Consider the following 24,900-nt stretch of genomic DNA (forward strand, 5'->3'; position numbering starts at 1 on the left):
CAGCAGCCCACCGGCGTGCGTCCTGCACGCTCCGCGGGCCCGCACCCACGGTGAGGGTCTCCCTGTGCGGCACGGGAAGTCCACCTCCGCTGCTTTTCCGGTGCCCGAGAACGTTTTTGTTGTGACAGCCGCGAAATGACCGCGATCTTGCCCTTACTACCCGCTCCGACCCTGCCTAAACCAAGAACATCCGGCACCTCCCGCCCGATGGTGCCGAGCGTGACCAGCACCCTAGAGGAGGCACGCCGTACGGGACTCCTGTGATCGAACAGACGCGACCCCCGAATTGGGGCCAGGTCCCGTGCGCGGAAGAATGGGTAGTGGAGGGACGACGGCGTCGCAGACCACCGCTGCACCCGAACCCGACGCCCAGGAGACACGATGGCAGAGAACGGCACCAGTCCCGTCGACCCGATCGGCGGCGGTGATCCCCACCGGCACCAGGTCGTGGTGATCGGGTCCGGCTTCGGCGGCCTCTTCGGCACCAAGGCGCTGCGGCGCTCGGACGTCGACGTCACCATGATCGCCAAGACGACCCACCACCTCTTCCAGCCGCTGCTCTACCAGGTGGCGACCGGCATCCTGTCCGAGGGCGAGATCGCGCCGCCGACCCGCGAGGTCCTGGCCGGGCAGAAGAACGCCCAGGTGCTGCTCGGCGAGGTCACCGACATCGACCTCGAGGCGCGGGTCGTCCGCAGCCAGGTGCTCGGCCGCGAGCTGGTCACGCCCTACGACTCCCTCATCGTGGCGGCGGGCGCCGGCCAGTCCTACTTCGGCAACGACCAGTTCGCCGAGTTCGCGCCGGGCATGAAGAGCATCGACGACGCGCTCGAGCTCCGCGGCCGGATCTTCGGCGCGTTCGAGATGGCCGAGATCGGCGCCAAGCGCGGCGACAACGTCGACCACCTGCTGACCTTCGTGGTCGTCGGCGCCGGCCCGACCGGTGTCGAGATGGCCGGCCAGATCGCCGAGCTCGCGCACCGGACGCTGACCCGGGACTTCCGCGCGATCAGCACCCGGCAGGCGCGCGTCATCCTCGTCGACGCCGCGCCGCAGGTGCTGCCGCCGTTCGGCCAGAAGCTCGGTGCCTGGACCGCCAAGGAGCTCGAGGAGATGGGCGTCGAGGTCAAGACCGGCGCCATGGTCACCGACGTCGACGAGCGCGGCCTGGTGGTCAAGTACAAGGACGGCTCGGTCGAGAAGATCGACTCGGTCACGAAGGTGTGGGCGGCCGGCGTGCAGGCCAGCCCGCTCGGCAAGACGCTCGCGGAGCAGACCGGCGCCCCGCTGGACCGCGCCGGCCGGATCGCGGTCAACCCCGACCTGACCCTCCCGGGCCACCCCGAGGTGTTCGTGGTCGGCGACATGATCGCGCTCGACAACCTCCCGGGCGTGGCGCAGGTCGCGATCCAGGGCGCGAAGTACGCCGCCAAGGAGATCGACGGCCGGCTCAAGGGCAAGCCCGCCCAGGCCCCGTTCAAGTACTTCGACAAGGGCTCGATGGCGATCGTGAGCCGGTTCCGCGCGGTGGCGATGGTTGGGAAGCTGCGGCTCACCGGCTTCGTCGCCTGGCTGATGTGGCTGGCGGTGCACCTCTTCTACATCACCGGGTTCAAGAACCGGGTGACGGCGGTGCTGCACTGGTTCGTCTCCTTCATCGGCCGCGGCCGCTCCGAGCGGACCTCCACCGAGCAGCAGATCTTCGCCCGGGTCGCCCTGAAGCGCCTCGAGCGGGGGGCGACCGACCTGGTCTCCCAGCCCGGCGAGTACGACGCCGAGGCCGAGCGGCAGCGCCGCGAGGAGCTCGAGGCCCAGGCCATCGAGGAGGCGCGCCTCTCCGACGCCAACGAGCGCGGCGTCAAGGTCGGTTAGGCCGAGTAGGCCCCACGGCACGGTCGAGTGGGCCCGACCGCCCGGTCGAGTAGGCCCCACTGAACCGTGCATCGGGGCCTACTCGAAGTACTTCGGGGACGGGCCCTTGGACTCGCCGCGGGCGATCCGCTCGCGCGCCCAGCGCGGGAGGATGAACAGGCCCTCGGCCTCGGCGGTCGGGCCGTCGGGACCGATGATCCGGCCCTTGGCCCAGGTCTTGATGCCCTCGGCGCGATCGATCCACGCCTCGGCGCGGAGCTCACCGAGCGGCGTGGCCTGGCGGTAGCGGATCGTGAGCGTCCCCGTCATGCCGGGCCGCCCGCCGGCGCCGGCCGCATGGCCGAGAACCTGGTCGAGGATCAGCGAGATCACGCCGCCGTGCACCAGGCCGGGCGGGCCCTCGTAGGGCGCGCCGAGGCGGAAGTCGGCCGACGCCCGTCCGGAGGGCTCGGTGCTGATGGTCAGCGGTGGGGCGATCGGGTTCCGCAGGCCGATGACGGCGTTGCCCCACGCGCGGCCGGTGCCGTCGGTGCGGTAGCGGACGCCGTAGCCGCCCGGGATCTGCTCCTTGGTGAGCCGCTCGGTGATCGCCTCGATCTCGGCCTGCGCCGCCCGGATCTCGTCGAGGTCGACGGTCGAGCGGATCGTCGCGTCGACCAGCGCGCGGACGGCGTCGGTGAACGGTCCGACGACCGCGGCCTCCGCGGCGATCTCCTCGTCGGTCGCCGTCTCGGTGTGGAACGCTCTCGCCTCCGCCATGCGCTCACACTAGAACATGTTCCAGTTCGAAATCGGGGTGACAGGTCTCTCGGGAGTTGATGGGATCGGCGGCATGACCAGCCTCGTCCGGCCCGACCCCTCCCTCGCGTCCGCCTGGGCGGCGATGATGGCGGACTTCGGCGGGTGGGCGGAGGCGCACGGGTCGGGCTACTGGGCCTTCGACACCCCGCCGCCGATCGGCGAGGGTGACTGCGCGGCATTCGTCGACGGCATCCTGGCGGCGGAGGGCGCGGGGGCCGCCCGGGTGCCGAACTCGCACTACTGGATCGCGGAGGGCGACGAGCTGGTCGGCTACCTGCACGTGCGCCACGAGCTCAACGACTGGCTGCTCGAGCACGGCGGCCACATCGGCTACTCCGTGCGGCCCTCGCGCCGGCGGCAGGGACACGCCACCCGCGCCCTCGCGCTCGGCGTACGACGAGCACGCGAGCTCGGCATCGAGCGCGTGCTCGTCACCTGCGACGACGACAACGCCGGGTCGCGCGCCACCATCGAGCGCTGCGGTGGCGTCCTGGAGGACGTGCGCGGGGACAAGCGACGCTACTGGATCACGACGAGCTGACGCCGACGTCCGCGCGCGCCTCGTCGACCGCCGCGTCCCACAGGTCCGGCCGGATCCGGAGCAGCAGCCCGGTGAAGGCGTAGGGCTCGACCATCGAGGCGTCGATCTCGATCAGCGGCCGGTCGACACGTTCGACCAGCACCCGCCAGTTCCGGCGCTCGGGCACGCCGAGGATCAGGATCGGCGTGTAGGGGTTCGCGAGGTCGGCGATCTCCAGGCCGCCGCCCCGGCGGACCTCGAGCACGCCGCGGCGCACCTGCACGCGGGTGGTGGTGGTGCTCGCCCGGACCGCCCACACGACCAGGGTCAGGACGCCGAGGGTGCCGAGGAGGCCGTAGCTCAGGGTCGAGGGCTGCTGCACCGCGTAGTACGCCGCGGCGGCCGTGCCGACGAGCACCGCGAGCAGCAGGAGGCCCATCGCGGTGCGGGCCCGGGTGCGCGGCTTGAAGTCCAGGTCGGTGGAGGTGCCGGACGAGGGCGCCGGTGGCGCCGCGGCGTGCCGTCCGGGGGTCTCCTGCGCGGCCGGCGCGGCGGGCTCGGGCCGAGCGGCCGGCGCGGTCTGCTCGGTCGGGCCCGCCGCGACCGGCGGCGAGATGAGGGCCTCCAGCCGCGCCTCGGCGGCGGTGGAAGGGGCGGTCGGGGTGGGTGCCGCCGGCGGGGGCGTCACGGAGCCGAGGGCCTCGAGGACCGAGCGGCCGACCTCGCGGCCGTCGGGGCCGCTGGACTGCGCGGGGGGAGCAGGCGGCGGTGGCGGGGCAGCGGTTGCCGACGGCAGGTCCGACGCGCGCGCCTCACCGCGGTGCCGGCCCGGGTCGGCCCGGTAGGTCTCGCGCTGGCTGAGCCATCGACGGATCGCATCCGTGTCCGGCCCGAACTCGTCATCTCTCCCCATGACGGAGTCCCTCCCTTTCCCTCCGGGACTCACGGTACGCCCGCGGGTCTCGCCGTGTCCGCTCTTCGGGCGGACACGAGGGCCGGTCGACTACCGTTGGCGATCGATTCAGGGGAGCAGCGAGGAGGCGCCGTGGCCGAGACCGAGGGTGGTACGACGACCCTGCGGCCGACCCGGCAGCGCCGCGCCATCAACGAGGCGCTGGCCGCCGCGGAGGACTTCCAGAGCGCGCAGGACATCCACGACGTGCTGCGCCACGCAGGGGAGCGGGTCGGGCTGGCGACGGTGTACCGCACGCTGCAGGCGATGGCCGACGCCGGCGAGGTGGACGTGCTCCAGGGCGCCACGGGGGAGGCGACCTACCGCCGCTGCAGCCGCTCGCACCACCACCACCTGGTCTGCCGCGTCTGCGGGCGGACCGTCGAGATCACCGGGCCGGCCGTCGAGCGCTGGGCCAACGCGGTGGCGCAGGAGTACGGCTTCTCCGACGTCGACCACACCATCGAGCTGGTCGGTCTCTGCGCGGACTGCCGCGGCTCCTGAGCCCCATCGGACGCGGCAGAAAAATTGAAGCAGCCCCGGCGTCTCGGGTCACCGGGGCTGCGAGGGAGATATTGCCGGATCGGCGCGAACGCTGTCACCGGTTTACGCCGATTTCGCAGAGATTTTACTTTTGCAGGACAACCTTTTGCGTTCGTGGGGTAACGGCGCCCGTCGCCGGCGACGACGCGGCGGGTCAGCACCAGGCGTGCACGCCGCCGGGGGTGAGCGCGAGGTTCCGGCGCTCGACCGGCCACTGGTCGCCGTACGCCCGGCACGTGGCGTGGAAGTCCTTCTTGCGGTACTCGACGGCGATGACCTGGTCGCCGTACGCCGCCGCGTAGCGGTCGCACTCGTCCCACCGACCGCACTCCTCGGCGACCGCGAAGTCGAAGCCGATGGTCGTGCCGTCGAAGCCGGCGAGGTTCTTCTGGCCGGCCGCGAGCCCGTTCCGGTGCGCCCCGCGCACGAGAAGCCGCGCGTAGCCGATGGCCTGCCGCCGCTCGAGAAGGTGGTGGCTGCGGGTGAAGGAGTCGAGGTTGTCGAACTCGACGGCGTCGTAGCCGTCGTCCGCGCACCCCTTGACCCAGTGCCCCATCACCCGGGCGAGCGCCCGGCGCTTCGCCGGCGTGCGCAGGTCGAGCAGCCACTCGCCCCACGCGCTGTCGACGACCGGCCGGCCGCCGTCCTGGAGGACGAGCGACCAGTGGTGCCGCCAGAACCGCTTCTCGTTCGGCTGGGTCTGGAAGCCGTTGACGTAGCAGATGTTGTAGCGACCGCCGAGCGGCGGATCGGTGCGGTCCCGCTCGACGATCCCGACGTGGTCCGGTACGTCGTCCCACGCGCCGCCGAGCTGGTAGTCGACGTCGGTGTCGCCCGGCAGCGGCAGCGGGTCGGCGTGTGCCGGGCCGGTCCACCCCAGGGCGACCGCGAGCAGCATCGCCAGCAGGACTCCGAGACGCCTCCCCATGCCGCACAGCGTCTCTCACCGGTGGGCCCCGTGGGACTCGAACCCACAACCCGGGGATTAAAAGTCCTCTGCTCTGCCAATTGAGCTAGGGGCCCCTCCGGGTGGAGGGTACTGGGCGTGAGGTCCACGCTGGTCAGCCTGGTTGCCGTCGCGCTGGCGGTGCTCGTCGCGGTCGGCATCGACGCACCGGGCAGCGCCGACGGCCGGTCGCCACAGCGCCAAGGAAGGCCGCTCGAGGGCAAGGTCGTCTACATCGACCCGGGTCACCAGCTCGGCAACGCGACCCACCCCGCGCAGATCAGCCAGCCGGTCGACGCGGGCGGCTTCATGAAGCCGTGCAACACCACGGGCACGAGCACGAGCTCGGGCTACCCCGAGGCGACCTTCGCGTGGCAGGTGGCGCTGCGGGTGCGGCACATCCTGCGCCGGAAGGGAGCGGTCGTCCGGCTCACCCGCCACACGAACAGCCTGGACGACTGGGGCCCCTGCGTCGACGCGCGCGGCCGGGCCGGCAACCCCGGCCGGCCCGGGCCGACCGCCGACGCGAAGCTCAGCATCCACGGCGACGGGACCTACGCCGCCGGCGCCCACGGGTTCCACGTGATCCGGCCGGGGCACCTGCGCGGCTACACCAACGACATCTTCGACTCCTCGCGCGCCCTCGCTCGCCGGCTGCGCAACAAGCTCGTCGCGCGCGGGCTCGCGGTGTCGACGTACGCCGGCCACCACGGCATCGACGTGCGCACGGACCTCGGCACGCTCAACCTGTCCGACGTGCCCACCGTGATGGCCGAGCTCGGGAACATGCGCAACGCGGGGGACGCCCGGCGGATGAAGTCCGCGCACGGGCGGCGCCACTTCGCGCGCGCCCTCGTCGCCGGTATCTCCGCCTTCCTGCTCCGGCCGACCTCCTGATCGCGGGGGACCTTCGTCCCTCCCGCGGACCCCGACATGCGACGAGCATGGGAAGCGTCGAGTCGCGGGAGGGAGAAGCGCGTGTCACTGCTGCTGATGACCGGTCTGCCCGGCTTCCTGGGCTCGGCGCTGCTGCCGCGGCTGCTGGAGCGGCGGCCGGGCGCCGACGCGCTCTGCCTGGTCCAGCCCCAGCACGAGGCGCTCGCCAAGGCGCGGCTCGCCGACCTCGAGGAGGTCCATCCCCACCTGCGCCACCGGGTGCGGCTGGTGCGGGGTGACATCCGGCTTCCCGGGCTCCGGGCGGGGGCGCACCGGCCGGGCGCGTCGGCCGGCGAGCTGAAGCGGGTCACCGAGGTCTGGCACCTCGCGGCTGTCTACGACCTCGCCGTGGGCGAGTTCGCCGCTCGCGCCGTGAACGTCGACGGCACGCGGCACGTCCTCGAGGCGTGCGCGAGGCTGCCGCGGCTGGAGCGCCTCCACCACGTCAGCACCTGCTACGTGAGCGGTCGCTACGCCGGTGAGTTCACCGAGGACGCGCTGGACGAGGGCCAGGAGTTCCGCAACCCCTACGAAGAGACGAAGTTCGAGGCGGAGCTGCTCGTCCGCAAGGCGATGGCCGACGGCCTCCCGGCCACGATCTATCGTCCCGGCGTCGTGGTCGGCGACGCGACCACCGGAGCGACCCAGAAGTACGACGGGCCCTACTTCCTGGCGTCGTTCCTGCGCCGCCAGCCGACGGTCGCCGTGGTGCCGCGGGTCGCGGACCCCGACCAGGTCCGGTTCTGCCTGGTCCCCCGCGACTTCGTGATCGACGCGATGGACCGGCTCTCGGTGCTGGACGAGTCGCTCGGACGTACCTACGCGCTGACCGACCCCGCGCCGCCGACGATGCGCGAGCTCGTCGACACCTTCGCCCACCACCTGGGCAAGCGGGTGCTGTGGGTTCCGTTGCCCCTCGGGGTCGCCCGCGCGGTCGTGGACCGGGTTCCCGGCATGGAGCGGCTCCTCGGCCTGCCGGCGGAGGCCCTGGACTACTCGGCCTCGCCGACGACCTACTCCACCACCCACGCCACGACCGACCTGGCCGGCACCGGGTTGTCCTGCCCACCGTTCCACGCGTACGCCGACCGGCTGCTCGACTACATGCTCGCGCACGCCGAGGTCGGCTCGGCCGCGATGACCTGAGCGTGAGGAGATCCTGATGCCCCCATCGCGACCGTTGGTCGTGGTCGACCTCTCGCCGGCGAACCCTGCGGGCGCGCACGAGGAGCGGGTCGAGCTGCTCCACCACCGGTTCCGGCTGGTGCGGATCGGGCTCGGGTCGGACCGCAAGGCGCTCCGCGCCGAGGTCAGCAGGCGGGCCACCCGCGCGGACGCCTTCTCCGTCACCGGCCTGGACGACCCGCGCGAGCTGGAACGACTGCGGGAGCTGGCCTCCGGGACCACGGTGACCGACGGCCGCTGCCTGGACGAGGTGCTGCAGGAGCTCGCCGTGCGGCGGATCCAGGGTGATCAGCCGGGCCATCTCGACAACGCGCGGACGGTGGTCGTCGGCACTGGTCACCGCCGGGCCGTCAGGATCCTGCGCGAGTTCACCGACAACCTGGAGTTCACCGACATCGGCCAGCGGCTGGACCTGTCCGCCCGGGTGGCGTCGGTCCCCGTCGCGGGTCCGGTCGCGCGGGCCACGGTGGCGCCGCTCCGCCTGCTGCCCCAGGCCGTCCGCAGTGCGGCTGCCGCTTCCGGCGCGGCGGCGGGCACCGCTCTCGCGCGCCGGTACGCCGTGGACTGCGACGTCCTCGTGGCCACCTACGACGAGCTCGCCGCGTTCGGGCTGGACGATCTCGCCGGGAAGACGGTGATCACCTCCTCCCTCGCCGACGAGGAGATCGCGAACCTCGCGGCGCTGGACGTCGACCTGGTCGTGGACTCCACCCCCCGACCCTTCCGCGGGACGAGCACGCCTGCCCTGCTGGAGGCGATGATGCTGGCCAGCGTGGGCGGCGGCCCCCTGACCGACGACGACCTCCTCGACTTCATCGTCTCCGCCCAGCTGGAGCCGCGGCTGCTGCGCCCCAACGGCCCGCGGCGCCGCAGCAGGTTCGCGTTCGTGATCCACCCGCTCTCGCAGGAGTACTTCACCAAGATCGAGCCGCTCGGGACCGTCGCCCGGCACGCTCCCCAGCCGGTGCTGGACCTGGTCGAGAAGGCCGTGGCCTACGCGCCGCCGTTCGTCTACAGCCACGTCACCGGCGTCCGGTCGCCCACCGGCGCCGAGGCCGAGGGCTGGTTGATCACCGTCGGCGGCACCCCCAAGGAGCTGATGGCGCACTCCCCGGAGTTCACCTACGCCCGGTTGTTGTCGGCGGCCGAGACCGCACGCAGACTGGGCGCCCAGGTGATGGGGCTGGGTGCCTTCACCAAGGTCGTCGGCGACGCCGGCGCCACCGTGGCGCGGAGGGCTCCGCTGCCGATCACAACCGGGAACAGCTACAGCGCCTCCGGCGCGCTCTGGGCCGCGCACCAGGCCTCCGAGCGGCTCGGTCTGGTGGAGGTCGACGCGGACGGCCGGATGCACGGGTCTGCGATGGTCGTGGGAGCGACCGGCTCGATCGGCTCGGTCTGCGCACGACTGCTCGCCCTCGCCGCCGACGAGCTCTGGCTGGTCTCCCCGGAGACCGCCAAGCTGCTCGAGCTCAAGCGCGACATCGAGAAGGACGGGCCGCGCGCCACCGTGCATGTCGCGGCGACGCCGGATCCCCACCTCGGGGACATGGACGTGATCGTCACAGCGACCTCGGGCGCCGGCAAGCGGGTCCTGGACATCATGGCGGTGAAGCCCGGGTGCGTCATCACCGACGTCGCCCGTCCGCTCGACCTGTCGCCCGCGGAGGTGGCGAAGCGGCCCGACGTGCTCGTCATCGAGTCCGGCGAGATCGAGCTGCCGGGCGAGGTGCGGATGAAGAACATCGGCCTCCCGCCGGGAGTTGCCTACGCGTGCCTCGCCGAGACGGTGGTGCTGGCGCTGGAGGGGCGCTACGAGTCGTTCACGGTGGGCCGCAACATCGAGTGGGAGAAGGTCAAGGAGATCTACCGGCTCGGACTCAAGCACGGGATGCGGCTCGCCGCGATGAGCGGCGTGAACGGCGTGTTCAGCGACGCGGACCTGGCCCGGGTCCGCGAGCTCGCGCTGGAGCGCCGCGCGGCGTCGTCGCCCGGGTCCGCGGGACCGGTTTCCCGGTCGGACACACGTTCGTAGTGCAACCTTCACGCCGTTCCCCGAAATCCCGGTAGCCGCCCCCCTTTTCCGGTCCCCGTTGGTTGCTATTGTCGTGGTCGCAGCAGATGCAAGTTCCAGTTGGTCCTCTACGCCTACGGAGTCTTTGGCCGACGGCGTTTCTGGTTTGTGGTGTTCCGATCACGGGTCCGGAGCGACGTGTCAACGCATCTGGTGTGGGTCGCCGAGGTGGCGGCTCCCGCCCCGACACAAGGAGTAACGAGCGATATGGCTCAGGGCACCGTGAAGTGGTTCAGCGCCGAGAAGGGCTTCGGCTTCATCGAGCAGGAGGGCGGCGGCGACGACGTCTTCGTGCACTACTCGGCGATCCAGTCCTCCGGTTACAAGTCCCTCGAGGACAACCAGAAGGTCGAGTTCGACGTGACCCAGGGCCCGAAGGGCCCCCAGGCGGAGAACGTCCGCCCGCTCTGAACCCAGCGGGTACCGCAACGGGCCCCCACCGCTCCGGCGGCGGGGGCCTGTTCGTTTTTCCTCGCACGGTTGCGTGATGGGGGCTACATTTCGAACAAGCGAAGGCGGGTCGAATGTTGCTCTCGGGAATTGGGGGGCAAGATGGATCGCGACGGGGCTCGGCCGTTCACACCTGCCGCTGAGCCCGCGCCTGGGGAGCGGTGAGGGAAGAGACGTGTCCGATCAGTTCGACGTTTCGCTCGAGGACGCAGATCTGCTGCGCGAGGTCGAGCTGACGATGAACCTCATGGTCGCTGCCAGCGCGTCCGACGACATGCTCCCTCTCGAGGACATCGACCGGATCCTCGGCGTGGAGAAGCGGCCTCCGGCCGCGTCCTGAGTCCGCGGTCAGCAGGTCGCGAACAGCAGCGGCCCGCTGGAGAGGTCCGACAGCGGATAGCTCCCCTGGACCGGGTCGAGGTCCATCCGTACGACGTCGCCGTCCGCGACCACCTGGTCCACGGAGAACCGGTCGGGGAACGCGCCCCCCTGCCCGGGCGCGGGGCCGACGGCGAGCTTGGCCCGGGTGTCGGCATTGGTGCGCGCCTCGGCGTCGGTGTCGAACGCCATCGCGACCCGCATCCCGCCGCCGGGCAGCAGGCCGATCGCGAAACCCTCGTAGGGGCCGACCTCGCCGGCCTGGGTGATCAGGTCCTGGGCGCGCACCCGGTCGTCGTCGCCGGCGTGGGTCATGGCCAGCGCGCCACAGGCATAGTCGCCCGTGTACACGGACGCCGACACGGCGTCGCCGATCGTCGCCGCAGCCTGCCCGACGCCGTCGCCGAGGTCGTTCCCGCGCACCGACCCGTGCCAGGACGCGACGTAGTCCGCCTTGTCCGAGGCCACGAGCACGTGGTCGCCGGCGTCGATCCCGATGTAGGACAGCTGCGGGCTGATGTCGCCGATGCCGGACACCACGGACGCACCGCCGTCCCACGCGTCCACGCCGTCGGTGCCCGTGGAGTGCCGGTAGCCCAGCCCGTCCAGCCGGTCGCCCAGCGCGTCGAGATCGTAGGAGGACGGCAGGCCCACGATCAGCAGCGAGCCCTTCTCGCCCTGCGCCAGGAGCTCCCAGTCCGCGGTGGCGGGCGAGACGCCGTACTCCCGCTGCAGCACGTCGGCGGAGTTGACCAGCGACGACTCCGAGGTCAGGTCCGCGTCGAAGCCCTTGTCCAGGAACTTGTTGATCTCGCCGGCGGAGGAGCCCTCGGACAGCTGGACGCCGAGCTCGTGCCGGACCGCGGACCAGTCGGTCCAGCTGAACCGGGCCGTCGACGACGGTGCGAGCGCGAGCGCCTGCTCCAGCCTGGTCCCGTCGTCGTCGGACCACGGCCGTAGGACGACCAGCACCACCCCCGCCGCGACGAGCACCAGCAGCGCGAGCGCGCCGGCGACCGCGCCGCGGCTGCGCAGCGCGGACGGGAATCGGGGCACGGATCCTCCTCGACACGGGTGCCGGAGGGGACAGTTGACCACATACCCTTACGGCCGTGGCCCGCACCCGCCCGCGCTCCGACGGCGCGTCGAGGCCCGCCGAACCCGACATCCAGGCGGCGGGCGTGGTCACGTTCCGTCCGGGCCGCGAAGTGCTCCTCGTCCACCGTCCCAAGTACGACGACTGGTCCTTCCCGAAGGGCAAGCTCGAGCGCGGGGAGCACCCGACCGCCGCCGCGGTCCGCGAGGCCGCCGAGGAGACCGGGCTGCACGTGCGGCTGGGACCGCCGCTGCCGCTGCAGCGCTACTCGACGGGCCGGCGGATGAAGACGGTCCACTACTGGACCGGCCGCGCGGTCGGGGACGACGACGTCTCGACCTACCGCCCCAACGACGAGATCGACGACGTGCAGTGGGTGCCGCTCGACAAGGCCAGCGACGTGCTGACCTACCCCTACGACCGGGAGACGCTCGAGCGGGCCCGTGCGGTGCGACGCAAGACCCACGCGGTGGTGGTGCTCCGGCACGCCGCGGCTCGCTCCCGGCGGTCCTGGCGCGGTGACGACCGGGAGCGGCCGCTGCTGCGCACCGGCGAGGTGCAGGCCGACCGGCTGGTGCCCCTGCTGGCGGCGTACGACGCCGCGGACGTCGTGAGCTCGGCCAGCCTCCGCTGCGTGCAGACCCTGCAGCCGTACGTCGAGACCACCGGCTACGCGCTCGACGCCCGGCGCAAGCTCAGCGAGGAGGACGCGACCGGACGGGCGGTCGAGAAGATCGTCGCAGAGCTGCTCGACGGCGGACGGGGTGCTGTCATCTGCTCGCACCGACCCGTGCTGCCCCTCCTCTACGACGCGCTCGGGCTGCGCACCATCCAGCGCGGTCCGGAGCTGGCGCCGGCGGAGATGCTCGTCGTCCACGTGCGCAAGGGCCGCGTGGTCGCGGTGGAGCGGCACCACACGGGTCCCTGAGTCCCGTCGCGGAATGGCTGGACGGCGTTCACTGCGCGTTCACCGGTCTCGAGGGTTTCGGTCACTTCTGCTCGCCAGAGTCCGAGGCTGTCCGACTTCTGCTACTTCAGGAGACTTCGAAGTGAAGACCACTTCCATCCGCAAGGCGATGGTTCCCGCCGTCGCCGCGATTTCCCTCAGCTTCGCTCTCGCCGCGTGCGGGAACGACGACACCAGCTCCGACAACGGCTCCGGCGGTTCCGACAGCAGCGGCGCCGCCAGCGGCCTCTCGGGCTCGGTGGCGGGCGGTGGCTCGTCGGCCCAGGAGCAGGCGCAGTCGGCCTGGCGTACCGGCTTCGGCCAGGACAACCCCGACGTCAAGCTCACCTACGACCCGGTCGGCTCCGGCACCGGCCGTGAGAACTTCATCTCCGGCGCCTACCTCTACGCCGGCTCGGACTCGGCGATGACCGACGACGAGCTCGCCGACGCCAAGAAGACCTGTGGCGCGGACCCCATCGAGATCCCCGTGTTCATCTCGCCGGTGGACGTGATCTTCAACGTCGAGGGCATCGACGACCTCCAGCTCTCGCCGGAGACGATCGCGAACATCTTCAACGGCTCGATCACGACCTGGGACGACCCGGCCATCGCCGCCGACAACCCGGACGCCGACCTGCCGAGCACCAAGATCGTGCCGGTGCACCGTTCCGACTCGTCCGGCACCACCGACAACTTCACCGACTACCTGGAGAAGGCCGCCGGCGGTGCGTGGAAGACCCCGCACAGCTCGGACTGGCCGACCACCAGCGGTGAGTCGGGCGAGGGCACCTCGGGCATGACCGACGCCGTCAAGGCGGGCGACGGCACCATCGGCTACGCCGACGACGCCGGCGTGCAGGGCACCGGCCTCGGTGTCGCGAAGATCAAGGTCGGCAGCGAGTACGTCGCCCCGTCGGCCGACGGCGCCGCGGCTGCCATGGCGGCCTCGGAGCCGACCTCGGGCACCCCGGACACGGTCATCACCTACGACCTCAACCGGACGAGCGACGACCCGAGCACCTACCCGATCTTCCTGGCGTCCTACGAGATCGCGTGCCCCTCCTACGACGACTCGAACACCGCGGCGATCGTGAAGGGCTTCCTGTCCTACATGATCTCCGAGAACGGCCAGAAGGCCGCCGCGGCGAACGCCTTCTCGGCGGAGCTCCCCCGCGACATCGCGGACAAGGAGCAGGCGATCATCGACCAGATCTCCTGAGCCACGTAGCACCCCGTCGGGACGGGCTGCCCATCCGCGCAGCCCGTCCCGGCGCCCCCTCGACCCGGGAGGCACATCCGTGACCGTCACCACCGAGCCCGACACCTCCGGGCCCGACCTGTTCGCCGGCCGCAGCGGCATCGGGGACCGGATCTTCCACGGTGCCGCGCTCGCCGCCGGCGCCAGCATCATGGTCGCCCTGGCGGCCGTCTTCGTCTTCCTGGCGGTCCGCGGGTCCAGCGGCTTCTCGGCGGCCAAGGACCTCTACCAGCCCTACGACAGCTTCCTCCCGTACGCCGCCGGCCTGCTCTTCGGCACGGCCCTGGTGGCGGTGCTCGCGCTGGTCATCGCGACCCCGTTCGCCATCGGCGTCGCGCTCTTCCTCTCGCACTACGCGCCACGCCGCCTCTCGGCCCCGATCGCCTACCTGATCGACCTGCTCGCCGCGGTGCCGTCGGTGGTCTTCGGCCTCTGGGGCCTGCGGGCGCTGGCCCCCGCGACGCTGCCGATCGAGACCTGGCTCAACGACCACCTCGGCTGGGTGCCGTTCTTCAGCGGGGACGTCTCCGCCACCGGCCGCACCGTGTTCCTCGCCGCGATCGTGCTCGCGATCATGGTCCTGCCCATCACCACGGCCATCTGCCGCGAGGTGTTCCGGCAGACGCCGCGGCTGCACGAGGAGGCAGCGCTGGCTCTCGGCGCGACCCGCTGGGAGATGATCCGGTACGCCGTCCTCCCGCACTCGCGCTCGGGCATCATCGCCGGCACGATGCTCGGCCTCGGCCGCGCGCTCGGCGAGACGATGGCGGTGCTGCTGGTCCTCAACGCGCAGGGCCCCAAGGTCACCTTCAAGGTGCTCACCTCCGACAACCCGGCGACCATCGCGTCCAACATCGCCCAGAACTTCCAGGGCGAGAACGTCGACCTGCAGGTCGTGCTGCTCGCCACCGGCCTGGTGCTGTTCCTGTTCACCTTCCTGGTGAACTTCTCGGCCCGGTGGATCGTGGCCCGCGCCGAGAGGAAGTTCGCATGACTGCGACCGACGAGGCGCTGATGCCGATCGCCGAGCCGGCGTCGCTGATCAACCCACAGCTGCCGCGCCTCGCGTGGCTGGTGGCGGCCGCGATCGCCGTCATCCTCGGGATCCTGGTCGGACCGCTGCTGCTCGGCTGGTCCTGGTGGTCCGTCCCCTTCGTCGCCGGCATCGCGCTGCTCATCGGGCTGCCCGCGTGGTCCGCGGTGGTCGAGGGCCGCCGCGCCGCGGTGGACCGGACCGTGACGCTGCTGGTCTTCTACGCCGTCACCGGTGCGCTGGTGCCGCTGGTCTGGGTGCTCGGGTACACGGTCGCCAAGGGCCTCCCCGCCATCGACTGGAACTTCCTGACCCACGACCAGACCTCGAAGCTGGACCCGGTCACGTTCAAGCAGCTGCCCGGCGCGGGCGTCCTGCACGCGATCCTCGGCACCCTGTGGATCACGCTCGGCGCCGCGGTGATCTCGATCCCGATCGGCCTGATGACCGCTGTCTACCTGGTCGAGTACGGCCGCGGCACCTGGGTGGCGCGCACGACCACGATCCTGGTCGACGTCATGACCGGCATCCCGTCGATCGTCGCGGGCCTGTTCGCCGTCGCGCTGTTCACGGAGTTCGGCGGCCCCGGGACCCGGATCGGCGTGATGGGCTCGGTCGCCCTCTCCCTGCTGATGATCCCCACCGTGGTCCGGGCGGGCGAGGAGATGATGCGTCTCGTCCCCGCCGACCTCCGCGAGGCGTCCTACGCGCTCGGCGTGCCGAAGTGGCGCACGATCGTCAAGGTCGTCATCCCGACCGCGTTCGGCGGCATCGTCACCGGCGTGATGCTCGCGATCAGCCGGGTCATCGGCGAGACCGCGCCGCTCCTCGTCGCGGTCGGCGCGATGGACTACTTCAACAACAACCTCTTCTCGGAGCGGATGGCGACCCTTCCGGTCTACATCATCAGCCAGTACAAGCAGGGCGCGGGCCCGCTCCAGAACGCCTGGGGCGCGGCGCTCCTGCTGATCGCCATCGTGATGGTGCTCAACATCGTCGCGCGCATCATCGGCACGATCTTCGCCCCCAAGACCGGGCGCTGAAAGGGATAGGGCAATGGCCAAGGGCATCGACGTCTCGAACCTGAACATCTACTACGGCGACTTCCTCGCCGTGGAGGACGTCAACATGAGCATCCGGGCGCGCACGGTGACGGCGTTCATCGGACCGTCCGGCTGCGGGAAATCCACGTTCCTGCGCTCGCTGAACCGCATGCACGAGGTGATCCCGGGCGCTCGGGTCGAGGGCAAGATCGTCGTCGACGGGCAGGACCTGTACGGCGCCGGCGTCGACCCGGTCGCCGTACGCCGGCAGATCGGCATGGTCTTCCAGCGGCCCAACCCGTTCCCGACGATGTCGATCTACGACAACGTCGTCGCGGGCAACCGGCTGAACTCCCGGAAGATGTCGAAGTCGCAGACCGACGACATCGTCGAGAAGTCGCTGCGCGGCGCGAACCTCTGGACGGAGGTCAAGGACCGGCTGAACAAGCCCGGCATGGGACTGTCCGGCGGCCAGCAGCAGCGGCTCTGCATCGCCCGCGCGATCGCGGTGGAGCCGCAGATCCTGCTGATGGACGAGCCGTGCTCGGCGCTGGACCCGATCTCGACCGCCGCGATCGAGGACCTCATCCACCAGCTGAAGAACGACTACACGATCGCGATCGTGACCCACAACATGCAGCAGGCGGCGCGGGTCTCCGACTTCACCGGCTTCTTCAACCTGAAGGCGACCGGGGAGCCCGGCCACCTGGTCGAGCTCAACACCACGAAGACGATGTTCGCCAAGCCCGACAACCCCGCGACCGAGGACTACATCTCGGGGCGGTTCGGCTGATCGGGCCATGTCCACTCGGGAGACAGCGGTGCGGACCTACCTGCACCGCTGGGCGGAGGCGGCCGGCGCCCACCTGCTCGTCGTCGACCCCGGCTCGGAGTCGGGCGGCCTGACCGACGCCATGGCGGCGCGCGGCGTGCACGTCACCTGGACCCGCTCGACGGTCGACGGCCTGATCGAGTTCGGCCGGGTCGATCCGCAGGCGGTCGTGGTCGCCCCGGACACCCCGGGGCTTCCCGCAGAGGACTTCGTCGCAGCGCTCATGCGGCACGGCAACCCGTACGTCGTCGCCGCGCTCGAGCACGCGCGCGCCGGTGACATCGCCCCGGTGCTGCTGGCCGGTGCCAGCGCGGTGGTGACCCGGCCCTACTCGGCGATCCAGCTGTGGGAGCTGCTCAACCGCTCACCGCGGGCGCTCGACGACCACGCCAAGGTCACCGCCGGCGTGATCGAGCTGGATGCGAGCGCCTACACGGTGACGATCGCCGGCGGCCGGATCGCGGACCTGCCGCTCAAGGAGTTCGAGCTGCTGCGCACCCTGATGCTGCGCGCGCCGGGTGTCATGACCGACGACGAGCTGCGCACGGCCCTGTGGGGGTCCAACGCCAGCCGGCCGTCGGGCAACACGATCGCCATGCACGTCACCCGGCTGCGCAACCGCCTCGGCGACGCGGCCGACGTACGCCGGATCCGCGGGCGGGGCTACTCGCTGACCGTCGGCTGACGGGTCAGACCGGCACCACGAGGTGCAGGATGCCGAAGGTCGCGGCCGCGACCAGGGCCGCCGACGGCAGGGTCAGCACCCAGGCCGTGACGATCGACTTGGCCACGCCCCAGCGGACCGCGGAGAACCGCTTGGTGGCGCCGGCGCCCATCACGGCCGAGGTGATCACGTGCGTGGTGGAGATCGGCGCCTGGTAGACGTACGCGGTCGTGTAGAGCACCGTGGCGCCGACCGACTCGGCGGAGAAGCCGCGAGGCGGGTCGAGGTGGATGATCCGGCGGCCCAGGGTGCGCATGATCCGCCACCCGCCCGAGTAGGTGCCGGCCGAGATCGCACCGGCGGCGCCGACGACCACCCAGAGCGGCAGGTCCACCCCGTCGTAGTGGGAGGGGTAGGCCGTCACCAGGACCAGCAGGATGACGCCCATCGTCTTCTGGGCGTCCTGCAGGCCGTGGCCGAGCGCCAGGGCCGCGGCCGAGACGGTCTGCATGCTGCGGAAGCCGCGGTTGACCTTGTGCGGGTTGCGGCGGCGGAAGACCCAGATGATCAGCAGCATCACGAGGAAGGCCCCCACGAGGCCGACCAGCGGTGAGAGCACCATCGGGATCACGACCTTGTCGACGATCGTCGACCAGTGCACGGTGGCGCCACCCGCCAGGCCGGCACCGACCAGGCCGCCGATCAGCGCGTGGCTGGAGGAGGAGGGGAGGCCGAAGTACCAGGTGATCAGGTTCCAGGTGATGGCGCCGATCAGCGCGGCCATCACGATGATCAGGCCGTGGTTGTTCCCCGGCGGCTCGATGACGTCGCTGACCGTGTGCGCGACCTTCTGGCCGAGCAGCGCACCGACGAAGTTCATCACCGCGGCGAGCGTCAGGGCGATGCGCGGGGTGAGGGCACGGGTCGAGACCGACGTCGCGATCGCGTTGGCGGCGTCGTGGAAGCCGTTGGTGTAGTCGAAGGCGAGCGCGATCACGACGACCGCGATCACGATCGCGAGGGTGAGAGTCACGGACGGCCTGCCTTGGAAGTCGTCGGGGGAGGGGCCACGGGGGCCTCAGCCCTCCTTGACCGCGATCTGCTCGACGATGTTCGCGACCTTCTCGAAGGCGTCGATCGCGCCTTCGAGGGACTCGACGATGTCCTTCAGCTTGAGCACCTCGATGGTCTTGAACTCCCCGGAGAAGAGCTTCGCGAGCGTGCGCCGGTGGTTGCGGTCGCCCTCGTTCTCGAGCCGGTTGATCTCGATCCAGTAGTCGTCCATGTCCTTCATGGACTGCAGCCGGGGCATCGCCTGGGCGGTGAGCTCGGCACAGCGCTGGAGCACCGTCACCTGGGCCGACAGCTCCGGCGGCAGCGCCTTGACCTCGTAGAGCAGGATCAGGTCCACCGCCTCGTCCATCATGTCCATGACGTCGTCGAGGCCCGAGCCGAGGGCATAGATGTCCTCGCGGTCGAACGGCGTGACGAAGGTGCTGTTCACCTTCTTGACGATCTCGTGCGTCGTCTCGTCGGCAGCGTGCTCGGCCTGCCGCATGCGCTCGGCGACGGCATTCCGGTCGGCGCTGTCGGCAAGCATCTCGGCGAGGATCTCGGCCCCGGCCACGAGGTGCTCCGCGGAACGGGTGAACAGGTCATAGAAGGAGGTGTCGACCGGACGCAGACGAAAACCCACATGGACTCCCGGTGAGGCGGAGGCGAACGGCCTCATGCTAGGGGGTGGCCGCGCGATGGACGCAACTGCGGGTCTCGCGGAGGGGCCGATTGCGGCGGATGTCACGCCGGGAACGGCCTCAGGCGGGCGCCGAGCGACGCGTCCGGTGCTGCGCGATGAGCTCCTCCTGGAGGTGCACCTGGCCGCGGTTGCGCGTCCACTCGCCGTGCGCGGTCATCTCCCAGGCGTCGGTCGTGGGGTCGAAGGCGAGGTCGAGCAGCCGGCGGACGCTCGCCTTGGCCTCCTCGCCGGGCAGCCGCACCAGCACCTCCACCCGGCGGTCCAGGTTGCGGTGCATCATGTCGGCCGACCCGATCCAGGCGGTCGGCTCGCCGCCGCCCTCGAACCAGAAGATCCGGCTGTGCTCGAGGAACCGGCCGAGGATGGTGCGCACGCGGATGTTCTCGCTGAGCCCCGGGACGCCGGGGCGGATGGCGCAGATGCTGCGGACGAGCAGGTCGACCGGGACGCCCTCGCGCGACGCGAGGTAGAGCGCGTCGATGACCTGCTCGTCGACGAGCGAGTTCACCTTGAACCGGATCCCGGCTGGGCGACCCGCGCGGTGGTGGGCGATCTCCGCGTGGATCTGGTCGATCAGGCCCACCCGCACCGAGTCCGGCGCGACGAGGAGCTCGTCGTACGTCGCCTTCCGGGACCACCCGGAGAGGTTGTTGAACAGGTGCGCGACGTCCTCGCCGATGGCGTCGTTCGTCGTGAGCAGCCCGAGGTCCTCGTACATGCGGGACGTCTTCGGGTTGTAGTTGCCGGTCCCGATGTGCGTGTAGCGGCGGATGCCCCCGGACTGCTCGCCCTCGTCGCGCACGACCATCGCCACCTTGCAGTGGGTCTTGAGGCCGACCAGGCCGTAGACGACGTGGCAGCCGGCCTCCTCCAGCTTCCGGGCCCACCGGATGTTGGCCTGCTCGTCGAACCGCGCCTTGAGCTCGACCAGCACCAGCACCTGCTTGCCGGCCTCGGCCGCGTCGATGAGGGCGTCGATGATCGGCGAGTCGCCCGACGTGCGGTAAAGGGTCTGCTTGATCGCCAGCACGTGCGGGTCGGCGGCCGCCTGCTCGATGAACCGCTGCACCGACGTCGCGAAGGAGTCGTAGGGGTGGTGCACCAGCACGTCGTGCCGGCGCACGGCCTTGAACACGTCGACCGGGGCCGCGGACTCGACCTCGGCGAGCAGCGGATGCGTGATCGGCACGAACGAGGGGTACTTCAGCTCCTCGTGCGGGAGGTCGGCGATGCTGTGCAGCCCGCGCAGGTCGAGCGGTCCCGGGAGGTGGAAGACCTCCTCGTCGCTGACCCCCAGCTCGGAGACCAGCAGCTCGAGCACCGACGGCGTCATCGACTCCTCGACCTCGAGCCGGACGGGCGGACCGAACTTGCGCCGGAGCAGCTCCTTCTCGAGCGCGGCGAGCAGGTTCTCGGCGTCGTCCTCCTCGACCTCGAGGTCCTCGTTGCGGGTGACCCGGAAGGTGTCCGCCTCGAGCACCTCCATCCCGGGGAAGAGCCGCGCGAGGTGGGCGCCGATCACGTCCTCGAGAGGGACGAACCGGGTGTTGCCGAGGGCGACGAAGCGGTCGAAGTTCGAGGGGACCTTCACACGGGCGAAGTGCTGCTTGCCCGACTTGGGGTTGCGGATCAGCACCGCGAGGTTGAGCGAGAGCCCCGAGATGTAGGGGAACGGGTGCGCCGGGTCGACCGCCAGCGGCGTCAGCACCGGGAAGATGCGCTCCTTGAACAGGCGCTTGCAGAACTTCTGCTCGTCGCGGTCCAGGTCCGCCCAGCGCACCAGCTCGATCCCGTGGGTTCGCAGCTCCGGGACGACCTCCTCGAGGAAGACCCGCGTGTGGCGCTGGCTCAGCCCCGCGGCGCGGCTCCAGATGGCCTCCAGCACCTCGCGCGGCATCAGGCCGGACGCGGCCCGGACGGCGAGCCCGGTCGCGATCCGGCGCTTGAGGCCTGCGACCCGCACCATGAAGAACTCATCGAGGTTCTGCGTGAAGATCGCCAGGTACCGCGCACGTTCGAGCAGCGGCACGGTCGGGTCCTCGGCGAGCTCGAGCACCCGCTCGTTGAACCGCAGCCAGGACAGCTCACGGTCGACGAAGCGGTCCTGGACCTCCTGGATCTCCTTGACCAGGATCTCGTCCGGCACGTACGCCGATCCGCGTTCCGGCGACTCGTTCGCGCCGGACCCCGTCGCGGCGGACGGCTGGTCGTCGGACACGGGCTCGGGCAGCATCTCCAACGACATGGATCGAGTTTCCCACCTGCGGGTGAACGCAGGGTGTCGTTGCGAAAGGGCGGGTGCGGTCCGGGTCGATCCGGCCAGTACGTTGGCGGAGTGGATCTCAGGACCTCGATCGAGGCGATCACCCTCAAGACCCTGATGGGGCTGCCGGAGCGCGTGCAGCGCCTGCTCGCCGGCCGGACCGTCGACATCGACGGCCAGCGACTGGACACCGACGTCCAGCTGATGCTGCGCCTGCAGCAGGTGGCGCGGGTGAAGGGGTCCGAGGAGCTCCCTCTCGCGGAGGGGAGGGCGCAGATGGTCCGTACGGCGGGCCTGGTGCGAGGTCACCAGCCCGTGGGCGCCGTCCGCGACCTCGAGGTCGCCGGCCTGCCCGCACGGCACTACCTCCCGACGGGGCTCGCCGACGGCCCCGGCCCGGTCCTGCTGTTCTTCCACGGTGGCGGCTTCCTCTACGGCGACCTCGACTCCCACGACGGCCCGTGCCGGGTCCTCGCCGAGCAGTCCGGGGTGCCGGTGCTCTCCGTCGCCTACCGGCTCGGGCCCGAGGCGGCGTTCCCCACGGCGTTCGACGACGCCGAGGCCGCGCACCGCTGGGTGGTGGACCACGCCGAGGAGCTCGGCGTCGACCCCCAGCGGATCGCCGTCGGCGGCGACTCCGCGGGCGGGAACCTCGCGGCGTGGGTCGCCATCGCCGCCGCGCGCGGCGGCGTGCCCCTCGCCTGGCAGCTTCTCGTCTATCCCTGCACCTTCCCGGAGCGCGACACCGCCAGCCTGCGGCTGTTCGGGGAGGGGCTCTACCTGACCCGCGAGTTCATCGACACGGCCAACAGCGTGTACCTCCCGACCGAGCTGGAGCGCAAGGACGAGCGGGTGGCGCTGCTGGGTGCCGAGCTACCCGCCGGCCTGGCGCCGGCGTACGTCGTCACGGCCGGCTTCGACCCGCTCCGCGACGAGGGCGAGCAGTACGCCGCGCGGCTCGAGGCCGAGGGGCACGCGGTCGAGGTCGAGCGCCGGCCGGGGCAGATCCACGGCTTCCTCAACATCGTCGGTGTCGGCCGCAGCAGCCGGGCCGCCGTCGACCGGATCGCCGAGCGGCTCGGGGACGCGCTGGCCTGACCGGCCTCGCGTCAGAGCGAGGGCCGGTACTCGCGGAGCTGCGCGACGAAGGCGGCCGGGTCGACCATGTCGGTGTCGACGACGAACGGGTCCATGTTGCGGCGGAGGAACTTCACCTGCCAGTAGGCGTCGCCCGGCTGGCCGACCATCTCGACCTGCGTGGTGTCGCTGCGCAGGTCGAAGCGGTACGTCGTGCCCTTGTGCTCGGCGTAGAGGATGCCCCGGGTCAGGTTGACCTCGACGGGCTGCGGCCGGGCGCGCGTCGCGGCATAGGCGAGGGCGCAGGTGAGCGCCAGGATCACCAGGCCGAACGGTGTGAAGAGGTTGCCGTTGAGCAGCGCGAGCAGGGCGACCATCGCGCCGACGACGGCGGTGGCGCCGAGTGCCAGCGGCACCACGCGCGGGTCGGTGCCGTCCGAGCCCAGGGCGGCGGCCTCGTCGGGGTCGGCGCCGCCGAAGATCGAGAACGGCTCGTCGACCGCACGCAGCTCGGCGACCTCGGCGGTGAGCCGGTCGACCTCCTCCTCGGCGTCGGCCGCCCGGCGCTCGGCCTCCTGTGCACGACGCTCGGCGTCGGCCGCCCGGCGCTCGGCGTCCGCGGCACGCCGCGCGAGCTCGTCCGCGTCCGCGCCGGCGGCGGACCCGGACACGGGGGTGTTGCTCATAGCTCCGGTCGCCACTGACGCACGGCCTCGGTGAAGCTGCGGGAGTCGACGGTCTTGGAGTCGATGACGACCGGCGACAGGCTCCGGCGGATGATCAGCATCCGCCAGTTGCGGTGACCTGGCGTGCCGACCATCTCCAGCTGGGTGCTGGGGCTGGTCAGGTCGAACCGGCTGTTCATGTCGCCGCGGGTCACCTTGAGGATCCCGTGCTCGTCGATGTGCACGCTGCGAGAGGAGTTGCTGGAGCGGAGGGCATAGAGGAGCAGCACGAAGGCGACGCCGGTGAGGGTCGCCGCGAGCCCGACGTCCTCGGTCAGCGTCTTCATCAGGGCCATCCGGCCGACGACCGCGGCACACGCCAGGGCGACGAGGATCGCGAGCGGCGCGAGCGCGTCGGTGCCGCGCTTGGAGTGGTAGGGCTTGTACCTCGGCGCATCGCCACGCTCGCGGGCCGCGCGGGCGTCCGCCGCTGCGCGCGCCTTGGCGACCGGCTTCTCCTCCTCGGCCGGGACCTCCGCGAGGACCGCAGCGGGCTCTTCGCGCTCGTCCTCGACGAGCTCCTCGGGCTCGTCGAGCTCCTCGGGCTCGTCGAGGTCCTCGGGCTCGTCGGGCTCGTCCTGGACGAGCTCCTCCGGCGGGGCGGGCTGCTCGATCAGCGGCAACGGGGCGGTGAGCGGGTCGAACGTGGCGACCGCGAGCTCCGGGGCGGGCTCGTCGGTCACCGGCGCGTGCAACGCCGTGGCGTCGACCTCGTCCGCAGCGAGCTCGTGCTCGTCGGGCTCGACGGGCGCGGCCTCGTCCGCGGGGAGCTCGTCGAGCTCCGCGGCGGCGAGCGCGTCGTCGTCGGCAGGCTCGACGGTCTCCTCGAGGCCGGCGAGGTCACCGGCCGTCGGCACGCCGGTCTCGACCGGGCCGATCGGCGCCCGTGCGGCAGACCGGAACTGGTCGAGGTCGACCGGCTCCTCGGCCTGGGACCAGGACGCGTGCCAGCGATCCAGCAAGGAGTCGGCACCGGCGTGGGTCTCCGGGTCGGAATCGACAGCAGCGGGGTCGTCCGGCAGCAGGTCGTCGCTCGCCTCGGGCGAGTCGTCCGCGGGCTCGGGCAATACCGGCTCGGTGCGACGACTGGTCGCCCAGGACTGCGCCCAGCGATCGATCAGGCCGTCGGCGGCCTCCTGCGCAGCCGCCTCTTCCTCGGCGGCGACGCGGGTGGCTTCCTCCTCCGCGGCGACGCGGGCGGCTTCCTCCTCGGCGGCGACCCGAGCGGCTTCCTCCTCGGCGGCGACCCGAGCGGCTTCCTCCTCGGCGGCGACGCGGGCGGCTTCTTCCTCGGCGGCGACGCGGGCGGCTTCTTCCTCGGCGGCGACGCGGGCGGCTTCCTCCTCGGCGGCGACCCGAGCGGCTTCCTCCTCGGCGGCGACCCGAGCGGCTTCCTCCTCGGCGGCGACCCGAGCGGCTTCCTCCTCGGCGGCGACGCGGGCGGCTTCCTCCTCGGCGGCGACGCGGGCGGCTTCTTCCTCGGCGGCGACGCGGGCGGCTTCCTCCTCGGCGGCGACGCGGGCTGCCTCCGCTTCCGCAGCGGCGCG

24 protein-coding genes and 1 tRNA gene are annotated in these 24,900 nt (G+C 71.5%); 15 read left to right on the plus strand and 10 right to left on the minus strand.

What is annotated here, in order from left to right; all coding sequences use genetic code 11:
• Window positions 1-381: 381 nt before the first annotated feature.
• Window positions 382-1,872, plus strand: coding sequence for an NAD(P)/FAD-dependent oxidoreductase (locus ABD709_RS15845; protein WP_344777137.1), 1,491 nt, complete (start codon window positions 382-384; stop codon window positions 1,870-1,872).
• A 78-nt stretch (window positions 1,873-1,950) separates the two neighbouring features.
• Here ABD709_RS15845 and ABD709_RS15850 read toward each other — a convergent pair whose 3' ends face one another.
• Complete coding sequence (locus ABD709_RS15850; protein ID WP_344777139.1) at window positions 1,951-2,631, minus strand: PaaI family thioesterase; 681 nt, start codon at window positions 2,629-2,631, stop codon at window positions 1,951-1,953.
• Between the two features lie 73 nt (window positions 2,632-2,704).
• Between ABD709_RS15850 and ABD709_RS15855 the strand changes: the two genes are divergently transcribed.
• Window positions 2,705-3,214, plus strand: a complete 510-nt coding sequence (locus ABD709_RS15855) for a GNAT family N-acetyltransferase (RefSeq protein WP_344777141.1) — start codon at window positions 2,705-2,707, stop codon at window positions 3,212-3,214.
• Here ABD709_RS15855 and ABD709_RS15860 read toward each other — a convergent pair.
• Window positions 3,201-4,106 carry a hypothetical protein gene (locus ABD709_RS15860; RefSeq protein WP_344777143.1) on the minus strand — a complete coding sequence of 302 codons (906 nt, stop codon included), beginning with the start codon at window positions 4,104-4,106 and terminating at the stop codon, window positions 3,201-3,203. The genes ABD709_RS15855 and ABD709_RS15860 overlap by 14 nt on opposite strands.
• Before the next feature lie 132 nt (window positions 4,107-4,238).
• Here ABD709_RS15860 and ABD709_RS15865 point away from each other — a divergent pair, with 132 nt between their 5' ends.
• Window positions 4,239-4,649, plus strand: coding sequence for a Fur family transcriptional regulator (locus ABD709_RS15865; protein WP_344777145.1), 411 nt, complete (start codon window positions 4,239-4,241; stop codon window positions 4,647-4,649).
• A 193-nt stretch (window positions 4,650-4,842) separates the two neighbouring features.
• On the opposite strand, the gene ABD709_RS15870 is transcribed toward ABD709_RS15865, so the two are convergent.
• Window positions 4,843-5,616: an endo alpha-1,4 polygalactosaminidase gene (locus tag ABD709_RS15870; RefSeq protein WP_344777147.1), complete on the minus strand. Its 774-nt coding sequence runs from the start codon at window positions 5,614-5,616 to the stop codon at window positions 4,843-4,845.
• A 22-nt stretch (window positions 5,617-5,638) separates the two neighbouring features.
• Window positions 5,639-5,711 (minus strand) — tRNA-Lys (locus ABD709_RS15875).
• A gap of 22 nt (window positions 5,712-5,733) precedes the next feature.
• On the opposite strand from ABD709_RS15875, the gene ABD709_RS15880 reads away from it, so the two are divergent.
• The 5 genes from ABD709_RS15880 (at window position 5,734) to ABD709_RS15900 (ending at window position 10,619) form a co-directional block, all read left to right on the plus strand.
• Window positions 5,734-6,531: an N-acetylmuramoyl-L-alanine amidase family protein gene (locus tag ABD709_RS15880; protein ID WP_344777149.1), complete on the plus strand. Its 798-nt coding sequence runs from the start codon at window positions 5,734-5,736 to the stop codon at window positions 6,529-6,531.
• An 81-nt stretch (window positions 6,532-6,612) separates the two neighbouring features.
• Window positions 6,613-7,716: an SDR family oxidoreductase gene (locus tag ABD709_RS15885; RefSeq protein ID WP_344777151.1), complete on the plus strand. Its 1,104-nt coding sequence runs from the start codon at window positions 6,613-6,615 to the stop codon at window positions 7,714-7,716.
• Between the two features lie 16 nt (window positions 7,717-7,732).
• Window positions 7,733-9,790, plus strand: a complete 2,058-nt coding sequence (locus ABD709_RS15890) for a dehydrogenase (protein WP_344777153.1) — start codon at window positions 7,733-7,735, stop codon at window positions 9,788-9,790.
• Window positions 9,791-10,036: 246 nt separating this feature from the next.
• Window positions 10,037-10,240 carry a cold-shock protein gene (locus ABD709_RS15895; protein ID WP_109697153.1) on the plus strand — a complete coding sequence of 68 codons (204 nt, stop codon included), beginning with the start codon at window positions 10,037-10,039 and terminating at the stop codon, window positions 10,238-10,240.
• A 214-nt stretch (window positions 10,241-10,454) separates the two neighbouring features.
• Window positions 10,455-10,619, plus strand: coding sequence for a hypothetical protein (locus ABD709_RS15900; RefSeq protein WP_344777158.1), 165 nt, complete (start codon window positions 10,455-10,457; stop codon window positions 10,617-10,619).
• Window positions 10,620-10,627: 8 nt separating this feature from the next.
• On the opposite strand, the gene ABD709_RS15905 is transcribed toward ABD709_RS15900, so the two are convergent.
• A complete protein-coding gene (locus tag ABD709_RS15905) occupies window positions 10,628-11,713 on the minus strand; it encodes a hypothetical protein (RefSeq protein WP_344777160.1) in 1,086 nt (361 codons plus the stop codon).
• 56 nt (window positions 11,714-11,769) lie between these two features.
• Here ABD709_RS15905 and ABD709_RS15910 point away from each other — a divergent pair, with 56 nt between their 5' ends.
• The 6 genes from ABD709_RS15910 (at window position 11,770) to ABD709_RS15935 (ending at window position 17,553) form a co-directional block, all read left to right on the plus strand.
• Window positions 11,770-12,681: an NUDIX hydrolase gene (locus ABD709_RS15910; protein WP_344777162.1), complete on the plus strand. Its 912-nt coding sequence runs from the start codon at window positions 11,770-11,772 to the stop codon at window positions 12,679-12,681.
• 121 nt (window positions 12,682-12,802) lie between these two features.
• The gene (gene pstS / locus ABD709_RS15915) at window positions 12,803-13,921 is read left to right on the plus strand and encodes a phosphate ABC transporter substrate-binding protein PstS (protein WP_344777164.1); all 1,119 of its coding nucleotides are present in this window, start codon (window positions 12,803-12,805) and stop codon (window positions 13,919-13,921) included.
• A 79-nt stretch (window positions 13,922-14,000) separates the two neighbouring features.
• The gene (gene pstC, locus ABD709_RS15920) at window positions 14,001-14,954 is read left to right on the plus strand and encodes a phosphate ABC transporter permease subunit PstC (protein ID WP_344777166.1); all 954 of its coding nucleotides are present in this window, start codon (window positions 14,001-14,003) and stop codon (window positions 14,952-14,954) included.
• Complete coding sequence (pstA, locus tag ABD709_RS15925) at window positions 14,951-16,036, plus strand: phosphate ABC transporter permease PstA (RefSeq protein WP_344777168.1); 1,086 nt, start codon at window positions 14,951-14,953, stop codon at window positions 16,034-16,036. Before pstC ends, pstA begins: the two co-directional genes overlap by 4 nt.
• A 13-nt stretch (window positions 16,037-16,049) precedes the next feature.
• Window positions 16,050-16,829, plus strand: coding sequence for a phosphate ABC transporter ATP-binding protein PstB (pstB, locus tag ABD709_RS15930; RefSeq protein ID WP_344777170.1), 780 nt, complete (start codon window positions 16,050-16,052; stop codon window positions 16,827-16,829).
• Between the two features lie 7 nt (window positions 16,830-16,836).
• The gene (locus tag ABD709_RS15935) at window positions 16,837-17,553 is read left to right on the plus strand and encodes a winged helix-turn-helix transcriptional regulator (protein WP_344777172.1); all 717 of its coding nucleotides are present in this window, start codon (window positions 16,837-16,839) and stop codon (window positions 17,551-17,553) included.
• A gap of 4 nt (window positions 17,554-17,557) precedes the next feature.
• Here the strand turns inward: ABD709_RS15935 and ABD709_RS15940 are convergent, their stop codons facing one another.
• From ABD709_RS15940 to ABD709_RS15950, 3 genes are all read right to left on the minus strand, one after another.
• Entirely contained in the window at window positions 17,558-18,565 is a 1,008-nt protein-coding gene (locus tag ABD709_RS15940; RefSeq protein ID WP_344777174.1) for an inorganic phosphate transporter, read from the minus strand.
• 45 nt (window positions 18,566-18,610) lie between these two features.
• A complete protein-coding gene (locus tag ABD709_RS15945; RefSeq protein ID WP_344777176.1) occupies window positions 18,611-19,228 on the minus strand; it encodes a DUF47 domain-containing protein in 618 nt (205 codons plus the stop codon).
• Window positions 19,229-19,346: 118 nt separating this feature from the next.
• Window positions 19,347-21,533: an RNA degradosome polyphosphate kinase gene (locus ABD709_RS15950; RefSeq protein WP_344777178.1), complete on the minus strand. Its 2,187-nt coding sequence runs from the start codon at window positions 21,531-21,533 to the stop codon at window positions 19,347-19,349.
• Between the two features lie 90 nt (window positions 21,534-21,623).
• Here ABD709_RS15950 and ABD709_RS15955 point away from each other — a divergent pair, with 90 nt between their 5' ends.
• Window positions 21,624-22,649, plus strand: a complete 1,026-nt coding sequence (locus tag ABD709_RS15955) for an alpha/beta hydrolase (RefSeq protein WP_344777180.1) — start codon at window positions 21,624-21,626, stop codon at window positions 22,647-22,649.
• 11 nt (window positions 22,650-22,660) lie between these two features.
• Here the strand turns inward: ABD709_RS15955 and ABD709_RS15960 are convergent, their stop codons facing one another.
• Entirely contained in the window at window positions 22,661-23,314 is a 654-nt protein-coding gene (locus ABD709_RS15960; protein ID WP_344777182.1) for a hypothetical protein, read from the minus strand.
• Window positions 23,311-24,900, minus strand: a 1,590-nt coding sequence (locus ABD709_RS15965) for a hypothetical protein (protein WP_344777184.1), incomplete at its 5' end; no start/stop codon positions are given. The genes ABD709_RS15960 and ABD709_RS15965, both read right to left, overlap by 4 nt.

The sequence above is a fragment of the Nocardioides panacisoli genome (assembly GCF_039537325.1).
In the GTDB taxonomy this organism is placed as follows: Bacteria; Actinomycetota; Actinomycetes; order Propionibacteriales; family Nocardioidaceae; genus Nocardioides; species Nocardioides panacisoli.